Genomic DNA, 20344 nt, shown 5'->3' with positions numbered 1-20344 from the left:
ATACTGTAGCAGGGCAAATCTACAAAAAACTTTCTTAATTACGTTAACGCAACGGGGCGTAGCCCATTACAACTTACGACTTACGTTAGCGCAGCGTTAGCGTTAGCGAAGCGATAGCGAGGAACGAGCGTCCGCAGGAGCGTCATTACGAATTACGAATTAATTTAAATCCACCTGCTGAGGTCGGCTTATGAATCAAATTTTGATTGTTGAAGACGAAGCAGGAGTCTCCGCTTTTCTGGAAAAAGGGTTGCAAAGACAGGGATACACAACCACCATCGCTGAAGATGGACAGCAAGCACTCCTCCTAGCTCAGAATAATGAATTTGATTTGATACTGCTTGACCTGGGTTTACCACTAGTGGATGGTTGGACGGTATTAAAAGAACTTCGTAGACAAGGAAAGACACTACCTATTATCATCGTCACAGCCCGTAAGGACAATTACGAACGAGCAACTGCACTCATAAATGGAGCAGACGACTATATTACCAAGCCATTTCGCTTTAGTGACTTGTTGGAACGAATTCAAATTCATCTGAGTCATGGTTGAGTATGAAACAGCACAGTAACTTTGATGAACTGGTTTCAGGACAATCCAATCACCGCTTGCAACCATTAAGTAACTCAGATTTGCATACAAGCAATTCTAGACATTGGTTTAGCCACCTGAAGGTTGGTCAAAAGATCGGTATTGGATATGGACTGCTTTTGAGCATTGCTGTACTGGGAACTACTATTGGTTTTCTGATTGCGGATCACTACAAGTCCAAGGCACAAAAACGGGAAGAAGCGGCGATTGAAGAGTTGTATGAGGTGTATCAACTCAAAACTAGTGTGTTTCGTGTCCGCACTAAGCAACACAAGTTAATTTACTATATGGATAGACCAAATATATGGCAAGAAAAATACACTCAGTTGCTTAAAAATGTTGCTCAAGCGCGACAAATTTGGTCTGATTTTGGAGCAAACTACAGCATTGAAAAATCTGCTATATATGATTCTGTAATTGAACAGAAAGCAATTCACCGTTTGTTGCAGACTCATAATGGTTTTAGCGCTTACTTACAGCACACAGAAGCTTTATTTCAGGATAATAATCCCAGCAAGTTATCACCAAACGAAATTAAGACAGCACAAACTCAACTGTTTAATTTCATGCATGGTTCGTCAGTTTTCAAAATTGATGATTTTCTCAATGACATCACAAGCCTGGTTGAAGTAACAGGCCAAGAGTATCAGCAAGCAAAACAGGAACTACAAACAGCAGAGAAATTACGCCTGTATATTATTGGCGCTAGCCTGTCACTATCGATCGCGATCGCCACACTATTAGCAATTTACACCAGTCGCGCCATTGCCTATCCTATCCAAGCAGTTACCCATGTTGCTCAACAAGTTACCGAAGAATCTAACTTCGATTTGCAAGCACCTGTGACAACCAATGATGAAGTTGGAATTTTGGCTGCTTCCCTAAATCGTTTGATTCAAGAAGTTCAACAACTCATTAAAACCCAAAAGGATGCTAACGAACAGCTAGAAGTATACAGCCAGGTGCTAGAAAAGAAAGCGAGCGAACGGGCGCGGGAATTAAATGAGAAAAATCACCGCTTGGAGTTGGCATTAGAGGAATTACGTCGCACTCAAGCACAACTCGTGGAAACTGAGCAGGAAGTAGAGGAGAAGGGCAGAACAGGGGAGACGAGGAATGATTTATAGCTGTAATTTTGGGAATTGGGATAAATAGGACTCGCTGACGAGTTTTTAATACTCATTAAATCAGTTATCAGTTAACTGTTAAAGTTAACTGATAACTGTTAACGTGCGCCTCCCTTGGAGACTCACGTTAATGTCAGGCAGGAATGACTAGAGCGATTAGTGAACGCTTATCAAGTGATTGAACTTTACCTACTTGACTAAGATCATTTACAACCCGGTCTAGTAATTCTCCAGCTTGCTCACGATACTGATGTTCTCGACCTCGTAAACGAACAGCAAACTTCACAGAATCGCCTTTACTCAACCATCTAACTGCTTGTTCAATACGTAACTTATAATCAGCAACACCCACGTTTAGACCGAACCGAACTTCCTTTACTACTGGTCTAGCACTCTGTGCCTGTCGCTTCTTCTTTTGGTATTGAAGTTTGCCATAATTAAGAATCTTTGCAACCGGAGCGTCTTTACCTTCAGACACTAGGACTAAATCAAGCTCTAAGCTTTCAGCTAACTTTAACGCCTCATGTGTGTCGGTCAAACCACGATTATTATTCTCGTGGTCAATCAAGAAGACTTGATCTGACCTAATCTGCGAGTTAATTAGTTGTTTTTGAATTACTATAACGTTTGCCTCTCATTTATTCCAAATCTCTAGCCTGCAAGTCATGTCAGCTTAGCGCAGGTTTGTTGTGTAAGTCTATCGTAACGTAATTCTTTGCTCCTCTCTATTCGTAAAACCCTCACTTAAAAGCATCGCTTCTCTTCAGCATCTCCTGTACGCTTAGGCACTCATTTATACTACATTCACCTTTTATAACGGAACCTGTGTAAAGCTGTAATAATGATTAGAGCCAAAATCTCTTCTACTGCTCATTTCTAACTCACCTGTTGCAAATATGCCTTCTATTACCTACAATCGCACCGATAGCCAGCAGCCGCAAAGCATTACCATTAACGGTTATGTTATCCGTCCCGGATTACACATTATTAGCTATGAACAACTCAAGTTGCTGCGAGAGGAAACACAGCACCATTCTCAGCTTGAATATCTAGTGAGCCAAGGTGTTATTAAGTTGACTGGTTGATAGATTTCTATATTTATAGGAGATTAATTCAATTAATCTCAGAAAAACTTTCCTAGGCAGCTTGTACATCCTTGCGTTGTATTCCTTTGGCTCGTTCCTGCTCAAGCAATTTGTTATAAATAGTGCTAAGTAAACTTTTGTGACAAAACAGGGTTAAGAGCGTTCGCGTAGCGTGCCGTAGGCAATCGCCTTGCCACTAACTTATCGTAAATAGTATATGTAAAATTGTTCTTTAAGGATGCGAAAAATCCTTAATCGACGGTTGAGATGTTTCTAACAACACGTAATCTAGCTAATAAGCAATTATGCTGGTGTCTTGGAGTTGGTAACTCAGCACCACGATGTTTTTAGGTGTATCCTTTTCTGTATTCATGCAACAAAGCCGCCTATGACTTTCGTTATAAGAATATTTTCTTATGGTGATAACGAAAGTCAGAGGGGATGTATATATTTCGTTGATAAGTATTCAAGACCTTTTTCAGATGTTGCTTTCTGATGGAAATCCTAATATGAATGTATGTCCAAGAGAACGAAGCTTATGTAGTTTTTCTCGTAGAGTTTGATTGAAAGGTTATTCAACTACAAAACCCGGATTTCTCACAAATAAATAAAAAAGTTAATTTTCGTTTACAAGCGGATAAATATTTTAGCTGCTGCGATCGCCTACGGCACGCTACGCGAACGCGCTTAACTATGGCATTCCTGATCTGACCTGTCACCACCTATTAGACTTTCAAGGCAGCACAATTACACCATCACATTTAGGAGAGAATTATGGCATCAGGAATGATGGTCGCAGGTAAATGGATAACCGATAAAAATAAGCAGAATCAAAGCGGTGAGTTCCATGAGATACCAACAACATTTCGCGATCGCGTGACCGCAGATGGAACTAGCGGGTTTAAGGCAGAAGCAGGACGCTATCACCTCTACGTTTCCTTGGGGTGTCCGTGGGCGCATCGCACCTTAATTATGCGAGAACTCAAAGGATTGAATGATGCAATCTCAGTCTCTATTGCTGATGTGATTCTGGGCGACAAAGGCTGGAGATTTTCTGCACCACCAGGAGCCATAGCTAACTCGGTGAGTCACGCTCAATATTTGCCAGAGATTTATCTAAAAGCCGATCCCAAATACACAGGACGAGCCACTGTTCCGGTGTTGTGGGATCAGCAAACTCAAACAATCGTCAACAATGAATCTCGCGAAATCATGCGGATGCTTGACGTAGAGTTTGGGGAATTGGCAACGCAAAAAGTAGACTTATACCCACGCGACCTACAACGGAAGATTGATGAAACGATCGATGCAATTTATCTGCCCATCAATGCTGGTGTATATCGCTCTGGTTTTGCGACTTCCCAAGCAGCCTACGAAGATGCGGTAACAGAACTCTTTGAAAGTTTAGCTCATTGGGAAACCGTTCTGAGCAAGCAGCGCTATTTATGTGGCGATCGCCTCACTGAAGCCGATATTTGTATGTTTGCAACACTGTATCGCTTCGACTCAGTGTATTACGGTCACTTTAAGTGCAACTTGCGGCGAATAATCGACTATCCGAACCTCTGGAATTATCTAAAGGATCTATATCAGCGCCCTGAGTTCAAAGTGACGTGCAATCTCGACTATATCAAGCGCGGCTATTACATGAGTATGACCGATATTAATCCCAATCGAATTGTGCCGAAAGGGCCAATCATCGATTTGGACGAACTGCACGATCGCAATCGCTTCGGCACTTAGTCATAATCTTACACTCATCTGTGCCGTGTAGGTCAAATTCAATCAACAACCCACGATTTTGTTTTTATTTTCAGGGAGTTATTCTCATGATCTTGCATATTTCGATCGATGCTCATAATCCATTGCAAGTTGCTACTGCTCTAGCTGAAGTTTTGAATGGCAAGGTATATAAATTTTTCACTCCTGGTAGTTACCTCGTGATGCCCTTTGACAAGCATGGTACTCACATTGTGGTGTTTAAAGAAGGTGATGTGTGGGTTCCGGGTACTGATGCCGAATCAGCGCAGGTACTCCACGCTGAACCTATTAAGTTGGTGGCTAACCATGCGGCAATTTCGGTTCCCACCACTCAAGAGCAGATAGAGCAGATCGGGCAACGCCAAGGATGGCGCGTCCTGACTCGCAAGCAGGGAGATGGCGTCCCATTCAGTGCGATCGAGTTTTGGGTAGAGAATCGCATCCTGTTTGAGTTTTTACCGTCGGAATTTGTGCCCCAATATTTGCAGACCATGCAATCAGAGATGATCGAGAAAATTCTTGGCCAGCCAATTCAGCTTATGCCAGCTTAGGACAGGTCTGGGCGATCGCTCCTTCTAACCAAAAATATTTTGAAAAACCACATCTGTCGTAGGGGGAATTTATAAACATTAGTGCCAACTTAACTTGCAAATTCTGACGTTATCTCGTTCCTAGCCTCCGGCTGGGAATGCTTTTTAGAGGCTCCGCCTTCACTGTAATAGAAGGCGGCAGCCCTCTTTTATTTAAGATGTGAACGAGAATACTTCAAGCAATTACCAATCAAGCTTTTCATCTTAAGTTGACACCAATGATTCATAAATTGCCCCTCTGCTCTCTTGCCCCTTTTGACGCCCGATGAATAAAAAATATCATGAGAACTTTCTCATAAAAGTTTCATAAAAGACTCATGGAAGATTGAGAACTTAATTATTACGGCATCCATTCACTGAATAATTGAGGGACATTTAGCCATGAAACTGATGGTATATTCCCACGATGGCTTTGGTCTCGGTAATATTCGCAGAATGCTGGCAATCTGCACTCACTTACTAGATTCGATTCCAGAACTTTCTATCTTGGTTGTTTCTGGTTCGCCAATGTTACACAGCTTTCGTCTCCCAAGAAGGCTGGATTACATTAAACTACCCTGCATAAATCGGGGAACATCGGGTGAGTTGTCTGCCAAGTATTTGGGGACAGCAATCGATGAAACAGTGAAACTGCGTTCAGAGTTAATTTTATCTGCGATCGCCAATTTTAAACCGGATGTGTTTCTGGTAGACAAAAAGCCCTACGGCATCCGCAATGAATTGAAGACGGCTATCGAATATCTCAAAGCAGAATTACCAGAAACTCCTCTACTTCTGCTGTTGCGTGACATTTTGGATCATCCAGATGTGACAATGCAAGAATGGCAAAAGCACGGTTACTACGAAGCGATTGAAAAATTTTATAATCGCGTGCTTGTCGTTGGCACTCCAGAAATTTTCGATATCCGTCAAGAATATCAACTACCGCCAAGAGTTGCACAGAAGGTACAATTTTGTGGCTATATCCGCAAAGAACTAGGGCGTAAAAGTCCAAATCTTGTTCGTAATGAGTTGCAACTCAGCCCAGAAGAAAAGCTGATTTTAGTCACGCCGGGAGGTGGCGAGGATGGCTACAGCTTAATCGATACCTATCTATCGAGTTTGGCATTGCTGCCTACCTCTCATAAACTCCGAAGTTTAATTATATGTGGCCCAGAAATGCCCTTGAAAGACCGAGTAGCACTAGAGCAAAAAGCGGCTGCATATCCGCAAGTGCATATGTGCGAGTTTACCGATGATTTGATGAGCTACATCGCCGCAGCAGATGTAGTAGTGGCAATGGGTGGCTACAATACAACCTGCGAGATTATCTCAGTGAGTAAACCAGCAGTAGTGATACCTAGAGTTAAACCATCTCAAGAACAGTGGATGCGAGCAGAACATTTAACAAAACTGGGGGTTTTGGCAGCTATTCATCCAGACAAGTTGACTCCAGATATATTAATGCGATCGCTCCTGCAACAACTTAATAATCTACAACATAATATTTCTACTCCGGCAATTGATTTGAATGCATTGCCCAAAATTAGCCAATACATTTCCACCTTACTAGTAAAAAAAAAGAGCGTGGTTCCATTTGGCAAAACCTATCAGCCACCGGAACAATTAAGGGATTTAGCAAGAGTTGCGATCGTTTAAGTCAATATAAATTTACAGAGGTATTGTCATGAAACGTTTAATGTTTTACTGCCAACATATTTTGGGCATGGGTCATCTAGTTCGCAGCATGGAAATTGTCCGCGGTTTAACCAAAGACTTCCAGATTTGTTTTATCAATGGTGGTGAGATAATCAAAGAATTTGAGTTTCCTGCTGGTATTGAAGTTATCAATTTGCCTGCAATTAAAACCGACACAGAATTTGAAGAACTACAAGTAGTAGATGATATTTTTAGTCTCACCGAAGCCAAAGAAATTAGGAAAAACCAACTCCTAAAAATATTTGATCAGTTCCAGCCTGATATTTTAATGATTGAGCTATTCCCTTTTGGCAGAAGACGCTTTTCTTTTGAACTAATTCCCTTGCTAGAACGAGCAAAATCAAATGCAAGCTCAACCAAAGTTGTTTCTAGTCTGCGAGATATTGTAGTTACTAAACAACAGAAACAGGTAAAACATGAAGAAAAAGTTTGCAACTTAATCAATCAATACTTTGACCTGTTATTAGTTCACGGTGATCCTAAATTTGTTCCTCTAGAAGAAACTTTCTCTAGAGTCAGTGACCTCAAGTGTGCAGTACATTATACAGGATATGTAGTACAAGAACCTCCAATGTCTCCTGTACTTAACGATGAAGAAAAGGAATTGATTAACTCTGATAAACCCCTCATATTAGTCAGCGTCGGAGGTGGTAGATTCGGTCATGAGTTGCTTGATTGTGTAGTGAAAACAGCTCCTTGGCTTGGAAAAAAATTACCGCATAACATTCAAGTTTTCACGGGCCCATTCATGCCAGAAGACAAATTTAATGAACTGCAAGCAATGGCAAAAAATAGCAAAAATATTCGTATTGGACGCTATACACCATATTTGCTAAGTTACATGAAAAAAGCAGAACTTTCTATAAGTATGTCTGGCTATAACACCACAATGAATGTTTTAACCACAGGTGTACGAGCCATAATTCTTCCCTTTACAGGCAACCAAGACAGAGAACAAACTATTAGAGCAGAGAAGTTAAGCAATTTAGGAATTGTTAGACTACTCAATCCTAATGATTTGCAACCCGATTACTTGGCTTTCAAAATTATCAATTACCTTGAAGAACAACCCAATCAAATCAACCTTGACTTCGCCGGAGTTGAAAAGACAGCAGCCTTGTTAAAAACTCTAGCAGTTAAACAAAAAGTTGCTTAGTACATAAATAAACCCTGCGTTCCTTCGCGCTCCTCTGCGTTTAAATTCAATCAAATAACGGAGCACGAATAAATTTACAGAGAACAAAATCATGGATAAACCAAAAATCTGCATTACTACACTCGAATATCCCCCCGATATTGGCGGGGTTGGTGAATCAGTACATCGAATTGCCAAGATGCTAATTGATAGTGGCTATGAAGTTCACGTTGCGGTTTTCCGCTCGAAACAACGGCTAGTCTCTGATGGAAGCCGTAGACGAGCAAGTTGCACAACAACGTTTCAAGATGGCGTATTTATACATCGGATTAAATCAGCTGTTCGTGAAAATATCACAGAAATTCAAGACTTTTTTAGCGATGTTTACTTTCAACTTAAATGCCTGCATCAAAAATATAACTTTGACCTATTTCATGCCTTTTTCATGAATGAAACAGGGTATGTAACAACACTTTTAGCAAAAGAAAATGATGTTCCGGTAATCAATAGCGTTCGCGGTAGCGACTTGCACAAGCATGTTTTTAATCCCAAGAACCATGCTCAGATATCATGGATTTTAGAAAATTCTGCTTGGGTAACATTTGTGAGTCGGGACTTGCAAAAAAGAGCTAGTGTCATTGCTCCGAGTGTGAAATTAAAATCATCAGCTTTTTGGAATTCCATCGCACCTATCAACTTTGAGCAATTCCCTAACCCACCTCTAGTTAACGAATTACCAGGTATCGTTATTGGTTCATCAGGTAGATTCCGAGACAAAAAGGGAATTGAATTTCTCCTCGATGCCTGCGCTAGTCTGGATAAAGAGTTAGATTTAACACTCTTGCTCATAGGTGATTTTGTTGAGAAAGAACGAGAATACTGGAAGCAACAAATAAAGGAAAGTGGAATTGGTAATCGCCTCCGCATCACTGGAATCACCAGTCGCCAAGAAGCTTTAGCTTATCTACCCCACCTAGATATTTTTGTTATTCCCTCACTGCATGACGGTTGCCCGAATACGCTCTTAGAAGCGATGCTAGCGAGTCGGGCAATAATTGGCACTCGTGTAGATGCGATCGCCGAAATCCTAGAACACGGCGTAAACGGTTTGCTAGTCAACCCCGGCAGTACAGAAGAACTAACTGCTTCACTCCGATATCTAGCAACTCAACCAGAACTGCGGCAAAAATTGGGTGCAGCAGCAAAAACAAAAGTAACTCAGCAGCTAGCCCCATCAGTAGAACACCAAAACTGGATGAATGTTTACCAACGAGTCTTAATTACATCTGAATCAATTTTATTAGGCGAAATATCCCTCGTGTAGAGAGAATCTACTCCCTTCCCGCTCAAACCTATCTTCTCTTCCTCTGCGCCTCTGCGTGAGATAAAAATATTCATGAACAAATCACAAATCACCATAATTGTTTCGCAGCGTGAGCGATTCAGTTTTACCCGCGAATCGCTAGAAAGCATTTACGAAAACACTCAACTACCTTTCTCCCTAATTTATGTCGATGGTAGTTCACCTCCCCCTATCCAGCGCTACCTACAAGAACAAGCGCAAGAAAAAGGATTCCAGCTAATCCGCACAGAACACTACCTTTCACCCAACCAAGCCCGTAACCTAGGTTTACAAAAAGTTGATAGCGAGTATTTAGTCTTTATTGACAATGATGTAATTGTCAGTCCAGGTTGGCTAAACTCGTTACTCCAATGCGCCGAAGAAACAAAAGCGACTGTAGTCTGTCCACTTACCTGTATTGGCAAGCCCTTGGGGGAAACAATACATCTGGCGGGTGGCGAAGCTCATATTTTTGTGGAGCCAGAGGAAACTGGAGTTAAGCGGCGAGTGCATGAAAAACACTACTTTGTGAATCGAAAAGTTGCGGAAGTGTGTGATCAACTTCATCGTCAACAATGCGAGTTTGCCGAGTTTCATTGTATGTTGGTTCGTGCTGAGATTTTCCAACGAATCGGGCTTTTGGATGAGGGTTTGCTGAGTACGCGAGAACATATCGATTTTTGTATGACGGTGGCTGAAGCAGGAGGTACTTTTTACTGTGAACCAGCTTCGGTAGTTACCTATGTACCAGGATTAAAATTTGAATTGCCAGAACTAGCATTCTTTATGCTGCGCTGGAGCGATGCTTGGGAAATTGCCAGTTTAGAACACTTCTCCCAAAAGTGGGATTTGACAATCAAAGACAAGTACTTTAAGAAGCGCTATAAGCGGATGGGGCATCGTCGCCATCAGGGATTTTTGAAGCCGCTGCTGAGTCGCCTTACCTTTGAGCAAAATCCTTTGTGGTTAGAGAAAATGGCGATCGCTCTCGAAAAGAAATTAAATCAGTATATTAGCGATCGCTATACTCAAAGTCAAACCACAGTTAATTCGCTGGAGGGAGACAAGTAAGCATGGCGGCTAAAGATCCCAAAAGTCTGAAAGCTGCAATACCTGGGATAGTGCGGATTTTACGGCGTTTTTCGCCCCAGATGGGCAAACAAAAGGCGCTACTGATTGTGTCCTTTGTGGCACTAATGGCTGAGATTATCTTGCATCTTTTAGAACCCTGGCCCCTCAAGTTCATCTTTGACTACATTCTTGTACCTGGTTTTCGCTCTCAGTCCTTGGGGATTCCCCTGCTTGCAGAACTCAGCCCATTTGCCCTACTCACAGGCTTGACATTGGGGTTAGTAGCGATCGCTTTACTTCGTGCTACTGCTGCTTACTTTAGCGTGGTGGGGATGGCGCTGGCTGCTAGCAATGTATTAACAGAGATTCGCTCTGAGCTTTATAGCCATCTCCAAAGCCTTTCTCTGTCATTTCACCACAAAGCAAAGGGTGGCGATTTGATTACCCGTGTCACCTCAGATATTGAGCGACTACGGGAAGTTACGGTGATGGCGGTATTGCCCTTAATTGCTCACTCTCTCACATTAGTCGGCATGATTTTTGTCATGTTCTGGCTACATTGGGAATTGGCATTGATCGCCGCCGCCGTATTTCCCCTGTTTATCTTCTTCACTATGCGCTTGACAAAACGCATCCGGCAGGTGGTGCGATCGCAGCGTCAGCGTGAGGGTGCAATGGCTGCCACAGCGGCAGAGTCCATCGGAGCAATCAAAGTTGTGCAGGCGCTATCTCTGCAAGATATGCTGGAGCATACTTTTTCCAGTCATAACCGCCAAAGTTTAAAAGAAAGTGCCAAAGCGCAAAAACTGGCAGCAGGTTTAGAGCGGATGGTGGAATTGCTTGTAGGGATTGCCACTGCTTTGGTGTTATGGCGGGGTGTGCAGTTGGTGCTGGGACAAGCGATCACACCAGGGGATTTGCTCGTATTTGTCAACTATCTGAGGATTGCCTTTAAGCCGATGCGGCAGCTTGCCAAGTACACAGGGCAAATTGCAAAAGCTACTGCTTCCGGTGAGCGCATCTTGGATGTACTGGACACAGTACCCGACATTCGTGATGCGCGGGGAGCAATAGATGCACCGCCTTTGCAGGGAGGTGTACGGTTTGAAAATGTCACCTTTGCATACGAACCAAAAAAGGGAATTTTACAGAACGTCAGTTTTGAGGTGCAACCAGGTCAACACGTCGCCTTAGTTGGGCCATCCGGTGGCGGTAAGTCAACTCTGGTAAGTTTGCTGTTGCGCCTTTATGACCCATTGGAAGGGCAGATTTTAGTTGATGGTCACGACCTGCGTGAGTACAAGTTGCAATCTATCCGGCGGCAAATCAGCGTGGTGTTACAAGATACTATCTTGTTTGCTGCCAGTGTCAAAGATAATATTGCCTATGGTTGTTTGGGAGCGTCTGACCAAGCAATTGAACGCGCTGCTCGTCTGGCAAACGCCCACGATTTTATCATGGCAATGCCTGAAGGCTACGAGACTATTTTAGGTGAGAGAGGGGCGACGCTTTCGGGGGGACAGCGGCAGAGAATTTCCATTGCTCGTGCTGCCATTCGTCAAGCTCCCATTGTAATTTTGGATGAGCCGACCACTGGCTTAGACAACGAAAATGAACATGCCGTCAACGAAGCTCTGGAACGTTTGACTCAAGAATGTACCACTTTTTTAGTTTCTCACAACCTCAAAACCGTCGAACAAGCTGACTTGATTCTCTACATCGAAGGTGGACAAATTTTAGAGCAAGGTACGCACAAGGAATTGCTGCGCTTCGGTGGACGTTACGCCACGATGTATACCTTGCAATCTGCGATCAGTGGAAATTCCTGCGAGGATGATATATATGCAATTGAAGCTTGATCACAAAGAGCTAAAGGGGCAAGAATCCCCATCCTCAATCACCCGTGTAATTTTGGTGCGTCACGCACAGAGTACCTACAATGCCCAAAAGCGCTATCAGGGAAGTTGTGACGACTCAGTGTTAACTGAGAAAGGGCGCAGCGATGCTTATCAAACTGGTGTTGCTCTCAGGAATACAAAGATAGATGCAGTTTATACAAGTCCTTTGCGGCGAGTCCAGGAAACTTTAGTTGAGATTTTGGGGGGAATGAAAATAGAGAAACCTGTTTTTACGTCGCCTCTTCTCCAAGAAATCGATATGCCTGCATGGCAAGGACTTACTTACAAATACGTACAAGAATATTTTGCGGCAGATTATCGCTGTTGGAAGGAGCGACCTCATGAGTTTGAAATGACACCGCAGATAGAAAGGCAGGTAAAATCTGCTATATGTGTCAAACAGCAATGCTTCCCGGTACAGGATTTATACGATCGCGCTCATCAATTCTGGCAAGAACTTCTACCACTTCATACTGGCAAGACTATCTTGATTGTCAGCCACAGTGGCACAATTCGAGCGTTAATTAGCACTGCGATCGCAATCAAATGTGAGCAATATCACGTCCTTCAACAATCAAATTGCGGCATTAGTATCCTAAATTTTCCTACACTCGGATATCAGCAGTCCCAACTTGAGGCAATGAATCTTACCACCCATCTAGGTGAAGTTTTACCCAAGCTGAAGGACGGTAAACAAGGTCTGCGTCTACTTCTTGTACCAGCCACCAACACAAACCCACATTTAATTAATCAGCTAGCTGAACGCCTTCAGACAGTACCAATTGATTTTAGCCTTAACAGCGATTTAGAAAGTTCCCAACACATCGCCGAGCAACTGCTGAAATATCATTCTAAAACGTTACAAATCCAGGTATTACATCAATATTTCCCCCAGATTTTGCAGCAAAAGCTGTCATTTCAACGCGCCACGATATCATCTAATGAAACAGATTCAACACATCTCATGACAGGATTAATAGTAGCCTGTCCCTCCATTATCCAAAATTTGCTTAGTCAGGTATTGGACACCTCACCAGAATGCTTGCAACTGATTCCCGACACCCTAAGTGTTATTTACTATCCTCTAAAAAGCCGTACCCCTGTGCTACAAACCATGAATATGATTGATTTTGTTTGATGATTAGGCATTGGGCATTAGTAGAACTCATAATTTAAGTAAAAACAAATGATAAGTGACTAATGACAAATAATCAAGTGACAAGCTATGAAAATATTAGTTACTGGAGTTGCTGGCTTTATTGGGTTTCATTTGGCACAGCGTCTTTTAGCAGAAGGGATGCAAGTTTATGGCATTGATAACTTGAATGTTTACTATGATGTCAACTTGAAAAAAGCTCGCTTGGATCGACTTTACCCCCAAAATGGATTCATCTTTCAATTTTTAGATTTAAGCGATCGCCTTGGCACTGCTCAACTATTCCAAGACCATAGCTTTGATTACGTAGTTCACCTGGCTGCTCAAGCCGGAGTCCGCTATTCCTTACACAACCCTTTTGCCTACGTAGACAGCAACCTCTCAGGATTTGTCAATGTGCTAGAAGGTTGTCGCCATAGCCAGGTTGGTCATTTAGTTTTTGCCTCCTCTAGTTCTGTCTATGGAAATAACACTAAAGTACCATTTGCTACAACCGACAACGTTGATCATCCCATTTCACTTTACGCTGCTACTAAAAAGTCAAATGAGTTGATGGCTCATGCTTACAGCCATTTGTACAACTTACCAACTACAGGATTACGCTTTTTTACAGTCTATGGGCCTTGGGGGCGTCCTGATATGGCTTACTTCAAATTTGTGCAGGCGATCGCAGCTAACCAGCCAATTGATGTTTACAACTTTGGTAAAATGCAACGAGACTTCACCTATATCGATGATGTAATTGAAGGGCTGGTTCGGGTTATGCAAAACCCACCCCAAGCTAGCAATCAAGATACCGCAATTAGCAAAGCACCTTACAAACTCTACAATATTGGCAACAATAACCCAGTGGAGTTAATGACATTTATTGAAGTTATTGAAAAAGCGCTGGGTAAGCAAGCCAAAAAGAACTTACTACCCATGCAGCCAGGTGACGTTTTCTCTACCTACGCTGACGTAGATGACCTGATGCAAGACGTAGACTTTAAACCTGTAACTCAAATTGAGCAAGGTATCGAGCGCTTTGTGCAATGGTATCGAGACTATTACGGTTACTAATAAGACTTACACAAGGTAAAAATCTTCAAAATACTAAATTTTGGGCTTTTAACCTTTCAGGACTTACGCACTCAGATCCCCCAACCCCCTTAAAAAGGGGGCTTTAGAAGTTCCCCCCTTAAAAAGGGGAGCCAGCGCGGTCTTCTCCCAAAGGAGAGGCTAGCGCCAAGGGGGTTTCCACGCCACTCCCCACAACGGATAGCGCAGCGTTAGCGAGTCTTGTCTGCGACACGCTGCGCGAACGAGCGTCGGGAACCTCCGCAAGGGGGTGGCTCCCCATGAGCGACTGGCGTGGGCTAGGGGGGATCTAGGTTTCAGGATTCAGTGCGTAAGTTCTACCTTTGTGTCTTTGTGTCTCAGTGGTTAAAAAACTAACTTTTGAACTACCAAGGCACTAAGACACTAAGAAAAATATATATGCACTTGGGTAAATCCTGACTAAAAAACATTCCGGTACAAATGAAAAAACAATCTCAGTCAAAAAATATCTGGAATGTCTGCCATCTCAGCTTACTAACCTTTACAACCACTCTTTTACTAGCAAGTAAAATTTTTGCCAACGAAGCTTCCCCTGATCCCTTCACTAAAATCAATGCTGTTTCTGAGTTAGCAGAAATTCAATCTACTGACTGGGCTTTTCAATCTCTAAAATCCTTAATGGATCGTTATGGTGTGGTTGCAGGTCATGCTAACAAAACCTTTGGTGGCAACCAAGCCATGACTCGTGATGAATTTGCTACCAGTCTTGCCGTAATCATGAACCGCATCAACGAACTGACAAGCGCAAACGCTAACCAAGTCTACCAGGAAGACCTGGAAACCTTGAAGCGGTTACAAGCGGAGTTTGGCAAAGAGCTAGGGATTTTACAAGAACGATTAGACAGTGTGGAAACCCGGATAAATTCTACACAACCGTTTTCTACAACTACTAAATTAGAGGGCGAAGTTCTTTTTGCTGTCTCTGGAGTTAGCAGCGGTAAAAAAGCTGATGACAGTGGCGATACTATTGACAGCAATCTTACCTTAAGTAGTCGGACACGCCTGACCTTTGATACGAGTTTTACTGGAAAAGACCGCCTCAAAATTCGCCTTCAAGCTAGTAATCTCCCTAGAATAGATGATGCGACCGAGACTGATATGGCTCGTTTAGCCTTTCAGGGCAACAGCGATAATCAATTTGAATTGAGTGTCTTTGAATATCGCTTTCCAATAGGACAAGCTGTTGTTTATGTTGAGGCTGAAGGTGGCGACCTTGATGATTTTACTGATACGCTCAATCCCTTTTTTAGTGGCAGTGGTCGTGGTTCAATTTCCCGTTTTGCACAGCGCAACCCAATTTATCGGCAAGGTGGCGGGGCTGGAGCGGGATTAGTTTATGATTTTAGTGACTCAATTAGCTTGAGTTTGGGGTATGTAGCTGACGATGTTGATGATCCAGAAGTTGGGTTTGGTAAAGCAGAATACGGGGCGATCGCTCAACTTAATCTCGAACCCAGCGACTCTTTAAAAGTCGGCTTGACTTACATCCACTCTTACAACAGCCTTGACACCGGAACCGGCTCTCGCCGCGCCAATGATCCTTTTGATGACGAGAGTGATGCCATTATTGCAGATTCCTTTGGGTTGCAATCAACTTTCGCCATTAACGATGGCTTAACCGTCTCTGGTTGGGTTGGCTTTACCCATGCAATGGCGATGGATCTGCCAAACAACCCAGAGGCAAATATTTTTAACTGGGCGGTAACTTTGGCTTTCGTCGATCTGGGCGGCGAAAACAGTGTTGGTGGAATTGCGATCGGTCAACCACCCAAAGTTACTAGTAATGACTTTGAGGTTGCAAATCAGCTATACGAAGATGAAGACACATCTCTGCATTTAGAAGCCTTCTACCGTTTCCAAGTTGATGATCATATTGCCATCACTCCAGGATTACTGATGATTACTAACCCAGAACACGATCGCCAAAACGACACAATCTATATCGGTACGATTCGCACAACTTTCAGCTTTTAAAAATCAAATTGGGCATAGGGCATAGGGTATTGGGTATAAATTCCTCACTACAGTGCAACTGATTTCCGGCATCGGCAAAGCTAATTGCATATTTAACTGAAATTCATATTTAATAAGCAAAAAAGCTGATTGCTTTCTCAAAAATTCATATTTAACAGGCAAAAAGGCTTATTGCTTTCTCAAAATGCTTAAATGCTTACTCAAAATGCCTGATTGCTTTCTCATTTCAGTAGATTCAGCAAGCAAAAAGGCTTATTGCTTACTCAAAATGCTTGATTGCTTACTCATTTCAGTAAAACACGCACTCATTTTAGTGTTTTCCGCAAGTAAAAAGCTATATTGCTTACTCATTTCAGTAGAACACGCACTCATTTTGGTGTTTTCCGCAAGCAAACAGGTTTATGACTTTCTCAATTCGCCTGAATGTTTTCTCATTTGAGTAATTCACGTATTCATTTTGGTGTATATTAGCAAGCGATCGCGATCGGTTCGTGACAGCAAGAATCTTTCAATGCCTTACTGCTGACTCTGCTGGCTCGTCGATTAAATATTAGACCTTTTACAAAAGTACCAATTACCGTCAAAAATTATTGAGGATTAAATAAATAAAATTTATGTAATAAATAATGCTTAATACACATTAGTTATTAATCATCTTAACTGTCTTAACTGTCCTTGCATTCTTAGTTAAAAATCGCAAATATTAAAACATATTACAAATTGTGGTGTCATATATTCAGACTTATTTAGAAAGTTTAAACAATTATAACCACAACAATATTAATAAATAGCAAATTAAAGGTTATAAAAGTTACGATGAATTAGCAACAACAACTAGTATAGATGCGCGATCGCTCTACCGACTACTCCGCGTTATTGACAGAAATTACAACAATAAACAATTTAAAGGAGCAAAATACCTACTGATAATAAAGATACTACTTTTTAAAGAATTCGGAGATCTAACCGTATTTATTCAGATATTTATACTCAAAAAATGAATATAATCATTGTCCTGAGTGAAGTCATATTTTTAATAGTTATTTTCTCACTATTAAACTGGCTGATTGGCATAATCTTCAAGCAGATCGCCAAAGTTTCTTGGCTTCAAGGAAAAACTGCAAGTATCACCTTCCTGCGCCGGAATATCAGCAGAATTTTAATTCTGACTTGTGTGGTGTTATGTTTGGGGCTGGTTGGTATAAACGGGATGGTGATTTATCGAGGTGAAAACATTCAGGATTTTCAACTTAATCTTATTCGCAGTCTTCCTACTCAATTTTGGATCAATATCTTCACAGCGAGCTTGAAAAGTGTGAGTTTGCTAATGCTAGTTAAATTGAGCATACCACCCTTAAGCCGTGGTATAGACTGGGTTTGTGATTACGCCAAAAAAGCCGATCAAATCAAAGCTAACGATGAGAGTACCGAGGCTTTTTTTAGAGTGTTAAAAAGAATTATTATTCATAGTCTCTGGACGTTTTCTGCTATCCTATGTGCTAAATTTCTCTACCTACCAGAAGTCGTTCCCAAATATCTTTATATTGCTTTAAAAATATATATTATTGTCACAGTTGGTTTACTCATTGTTAAAGCTGTTGCTACTATCGTTGATACTCTCGACGCACTGAGTCTGAAATACTCCAGTTCTAACAATCTACTGCGTTTATACGAGCGTTTACGCCACTTAATTCCCCTCTTCAAAAAATGTTTGGAATACGCCCTCTATATTGGCATAGTAAATCTTGTTGTTCCAGAAATAGAACCTATCGCTTGGATAAGTGCTTATACCCCTAGAATTGTGCAGATTATTGGGGTTTATTTTATTAGCAATGTTTTAATTGAAGTCGTTTACTTCATGCTTGATGAGTTTTACTTAAAAACTACAAATGCTAATGATTCACAGCAACAGAAACGGCTGACGCTGATTCCTTTAATGCGGAGTTTTGCCAAATATTTCATCTACTTCACTGCCGCAGTTACCATACTCAAGCTCATTGGCATCGATCCTGCGCCTATCTTAGCAGGTGCAGGAATTGTGGGTATAGCAGTTGGTCTTGGGGCGCAAAACCTGATTAATGATGTCGTTTGTGGATTTTTGATTTTATTTGAAAACTATTACTTGGTAGGTGATTATATTGAAGTTGGAAAACTGGAAGAGAGAAGTATTGAGGGAGTTGTAGAGGCGATTGAACTGCGAACCACTCACGTTCGCCATCCTGATGGTCAATTGCAGATTATTCGTAATGGGGATATTGGCTCAATTATCAACTTCTCCAAGCAGTATATATATGCAAGGGTGGAAGTTAGCGTTTCATATCACTCCAATTTAGATCATGTGTATAGAGTGGTTGAGAAGGTAGGACAGCAGTTAAAGGCGGATGAACAAGATGTTTTAGAACCTACGCGAGTAGCTGGACTAGAAAATTTTGGTGAGAATAATCTATTGCTGCTGACGCTGACAAAAGTCAAACCTGGAAAACACCTTCATATTCAGCGTGTTCTTCGCAAGATATTGAAGGATACTTTTAGCCAAGAAGAAATTGAAATTTGTGGTTTTTCCAAAAATTGACAATAGCTGTGTGGCTGAGTTCAATACAACGCCGTTGAGAGTTAGTATTATGGATTTTTAAGAATCCCCCAACTTTTTGTTTAAATGAGCATAGCGAATTTAAACAGTCGGGGGAGCATCAACATAATTCGTAATTGATAATGACGCTCAAGGTCTCGCTACCGCTACGAAGCGCGTAATTCGTAGTTACAATCAGCTTAGGATTGAACCCACCACTGAATTGTTGCACCACCAAATCAAAGATTTGGTGGGGGCTATGACACGAAGTAATTACGAATTACGTTAGCGCAGCGTTAGCGTTAGCGAAGCGATAGCGAGGAACGAGCGTCCGCAGGAGCGTCATTACGAATTAGTAATTATTTGGTCAATTTGTGATGTATTGATGTAACTTAACTCACAATCTCTTCTGGCTTCTGTAACCCAACTCGCCAGCGCAAAAGTGCCGCAGCAGTAGCCATAAAACAACCCCAAGCTAACGGTAGCCAGATAATCGCCCAGTTACCACCTGGCCACTCTACATTTAGTCCCTCACCTAACCAATAAATGCCAAATCCCATCAGCAGCATTGCTGCAACAAATTTCATCGGCTTGACAGGTATTTGATTGAGTGGGGTTCGGAATAAGAATGCAAACACGGCTAACCCAACTGCTGCAACTACAGCCCCACTAATGGCGTCTATCCATTGTCCTCCAGCAGCACCTAACGTGACTACTGCGATCGCCACCTCTACACTATCCAACAGCGCACCCTTAAATGTGGTAACTACAGCAAACCAATTCCAGCCAGATTGGTTGTCTTCTTTTGCTAGTTCTGCTTCTAGCCTATCTTCTTTGTCACCTCCACGCTTGGGAATGCCACCGTAGTATTTAATAATTGAGCGTGTCCACTTCTGCCCAAACAACAGCAGTAAACTGCCTGCAACAATCCTCAAAATGTCTACAGGAATAAGCGTCAAACTTTTTCCTAAGATGAGTGAGACAATTATTGTTAAAGCAATGCCACTACCTGAACCAACTAGGGCGTTACGCCAACCTGCTAGCCTACCGACAACGATGACTATGCCCAGAATCTCAACCAACTCAATCAGAGATCCTGCAAAACTGGCAAGAAAGATTTCCCAATTCATAAAATAAATACCCCACAGTTGTGGTTTTATAGTCAGGACTTACGCAACTGGCATATATATTTTCTGTTATGGAGGTTAAGAGTCAAGAGTTAAAAGGAGCCACTGCTCGATTAGAGTT

General features: G+C 42.0%; 16 protein-coding genes. 14 read left to right on the top strand and 2 right to left on the bottom strand.

Annotated features, from left to right (window positions below; genetic code table 11):
* Positions 1-190 precede the first annotated feature (190 nt).
* Positions 191-553 (top strand): response regulator transcription factor, encoded by a 363-nt coding sequence (locus FNW02_RS10890; RefSeq protein WP_191757562.1) that lies wholly within the window; start codon positions 191-193, stop codon positions 551-553.
* 2 nt (positions 554-555) lie between these two features.
* Positions 556-1719 (top strand): HAMP domain-containing protein, encoded by a 1164-nt coding sequence (locus FNW02_RS10885; protein ID WP_191757561.1) that lies wholly within the window; start codon positions 556-558, stop codon positions 1717-1719.
* A 133-nt stretch (positions 1720-1852) separates the two neighbouring features.
* Here FNW02_RS10885 and infC read toward each other — a convergent pair whose 3' ends face one another.
* Positions 1853-2320, bottom strand: a complete 468-nt coding sequence (gene infC, locus FNW02_RS10880) for a translation initiation factor IF-3 (protein ID WP_348535391.1) — start codon at positions 2318-2320, stop codon at positions 1853-1855.
* A gap of 295 nt (positions 2321-2615) precedes the next feature.
* Between infC and FNW02_RS10875 the strand changes: the two genes are divergently transcribed.
* From FNW02_RS10875 to FNW02_RS10815, 12 genes are all read left to right on the top strand, one after another.
* The gene (locus FNW02_RS10875) at positions 2616-2804 is read left to right on the top strand and encodes a hypothetical protein (RefSeq protein ID WP_191757560.1); all 189 of its coding nucleotides are present in this window, start codon (positions 2616-2618) and stop codon (positions 2802-2804) included.
* Between the two features lie 774 nt (positions 2805-3578).
* Positions 3579-4547 carry a glutathione S-transferase family protein gene (locus tag FNW02_RS10870; RefSeq protein WP_191757559.1) on the top strand — a complete coding sequence of 323 codons (969 nt, stop codon included), beginning with the start codon at positions 3579-3581 and terminating at the stop codon, positions 4545-4547.
* A gap of 86 nt (positions 4548-4633) precedes the next feature.
* A complete protein-coding gene (locus FNW02_RS10865; protein ID WP_191757558.1) occupies positions 4634-5116 on the top strand; it encodes a hypothetical protein in 483 nt (160 codons plus the stop codon).
* Between the two features lie 420 nt (positions 5117-5536).
* The gene (locus FNW02_RS10860) at positions 5537-6793 is read left to right on the top strand and encodes a glycosyltransferase family protein (RefSeq protein WP_191757557.1); all 1257 of its coding nucleotides are present in this window, start codon (positions 5537-5539) and stop codon (positions 6791-6793) included.
* 28 nt (positions 6794-6821) lie between these two features.
* Positions 6822-8009: a glycosyltransferase family protein gene (locus tag FNW02_RS10855; RefSeq protein ID WP_191757556.1), complete on the top strand. Its 1188-nt coding sequence runs from the start codon at positions 6822-6824 to the stop codon at positions 8007-8009.
* A gap of 91 nt (positions 8010-8100) precedes the next feature.
* Positions 8101-9312 carry a glycosyltransferase gene (locus FNW02_RS10850; RefSeq protein ID WP_191757555.1) on the top strand — a complete coding sequence of 404 codons (1212 nt, stop codon included), beginning with the start codon at positions 8101-8103 and terminating at the stop codon, positions 9310-9312.
* Positions 9313-9384: 72 nt separating this feature from the next.
* Positions 9385-10401, top strand: coding sequence for a glycosyltransferase family 2 protein (locus tag FNW02_RS10845; protein ID WP_191757554.1), 1017 nt, complete (start codon positions 9385-9387; stop codon positions 10399-10401).
* A 2-nt stretch (positions 10402-10403) separates the two neighbouring features.
* Positions 10404-12260, top strand: a complete 1857-nt coding sequence (locus FNW02_RS10840) for an ABC transporter ATP-binding protein (RefSeq protein WP_191757553.1) — start codon at positions 10404-10406, stop codon at positions 12258-12260.
* Complete coding sequence (locus FNW02_RS10835) at positions 12244-13437, top strand: histidine phosphatase family protein (RefSeq protein WP_225225565.1); 1194 nt, start codon at positions 12244-12246, stop codon at positions 13435-13437. The genes FNW02_RS10840 and FNW02_RS10835 overlap by 17 nt, the downstream gene beginning before the upstream one ends.
* 87 nt (positions 13438-13524) lie before the next feature.
* Positions 13525-14514, top strand: a complete 990-nt coding sequence (locus tag FNW02_RS10830) for an NAD-dependent epimerase (RefSeq protein ID WP_191757551.1) — start codon at positions 13525-13527, stop codon at positions 14512-14514.
* A gap of 459 nt (positions 14515-14973) precedes the next feature.
* Entirely contained in the window at positions 14974-16527 is a 1554-nt protein-coding gene (locus tag FNW02_RS10820) for an iron uptake porin (protein WP_191757549.1), read from the top strand.
* A 997-nt stretch (positions 16528-17524) separates the two neighbouring features.
* Positions 17525-19099, top strand: coding sequence for a mechanosensitive ion channel family protein (locus FNW02_RS10815; protein WP_191757548.1), 1575 nt, complete (start codon positions 17525-17527; stop codon positions 19097-19099).
* 389 nt (positions 19100-19488) lie between these two features.
* On the opposite strand, the gene FNW02_RS10810 is transcribed toward FNW02_RS10815, so the two are convergent.
* Entirely contained in the window at positions 19489-20226 is a 738-nt protein-coding gene (locus FNW02_RS10810; RefSeq protein WP_191757547.1) for a COG4280 domain-containing protein, read from the bottom strand.
* Positions 20227-20344 lie beyond the last annotated feature (118 nt).

The organism is Komarekiella delphini-convector SJRDD-AB1, from assembly GCF_014831675.1.
Taxonomy (GTDB): Bacteria; Cyanobacteriota; Cyanobacteriia; order Cyanobacteriales; family Nostocaceae; genus Komarekiella.
The sequence above is the reverse complement of the archived record's forward strand: the minus strand, read 5'-3'. Positions and strand labels throughout refer to the sequence as shown.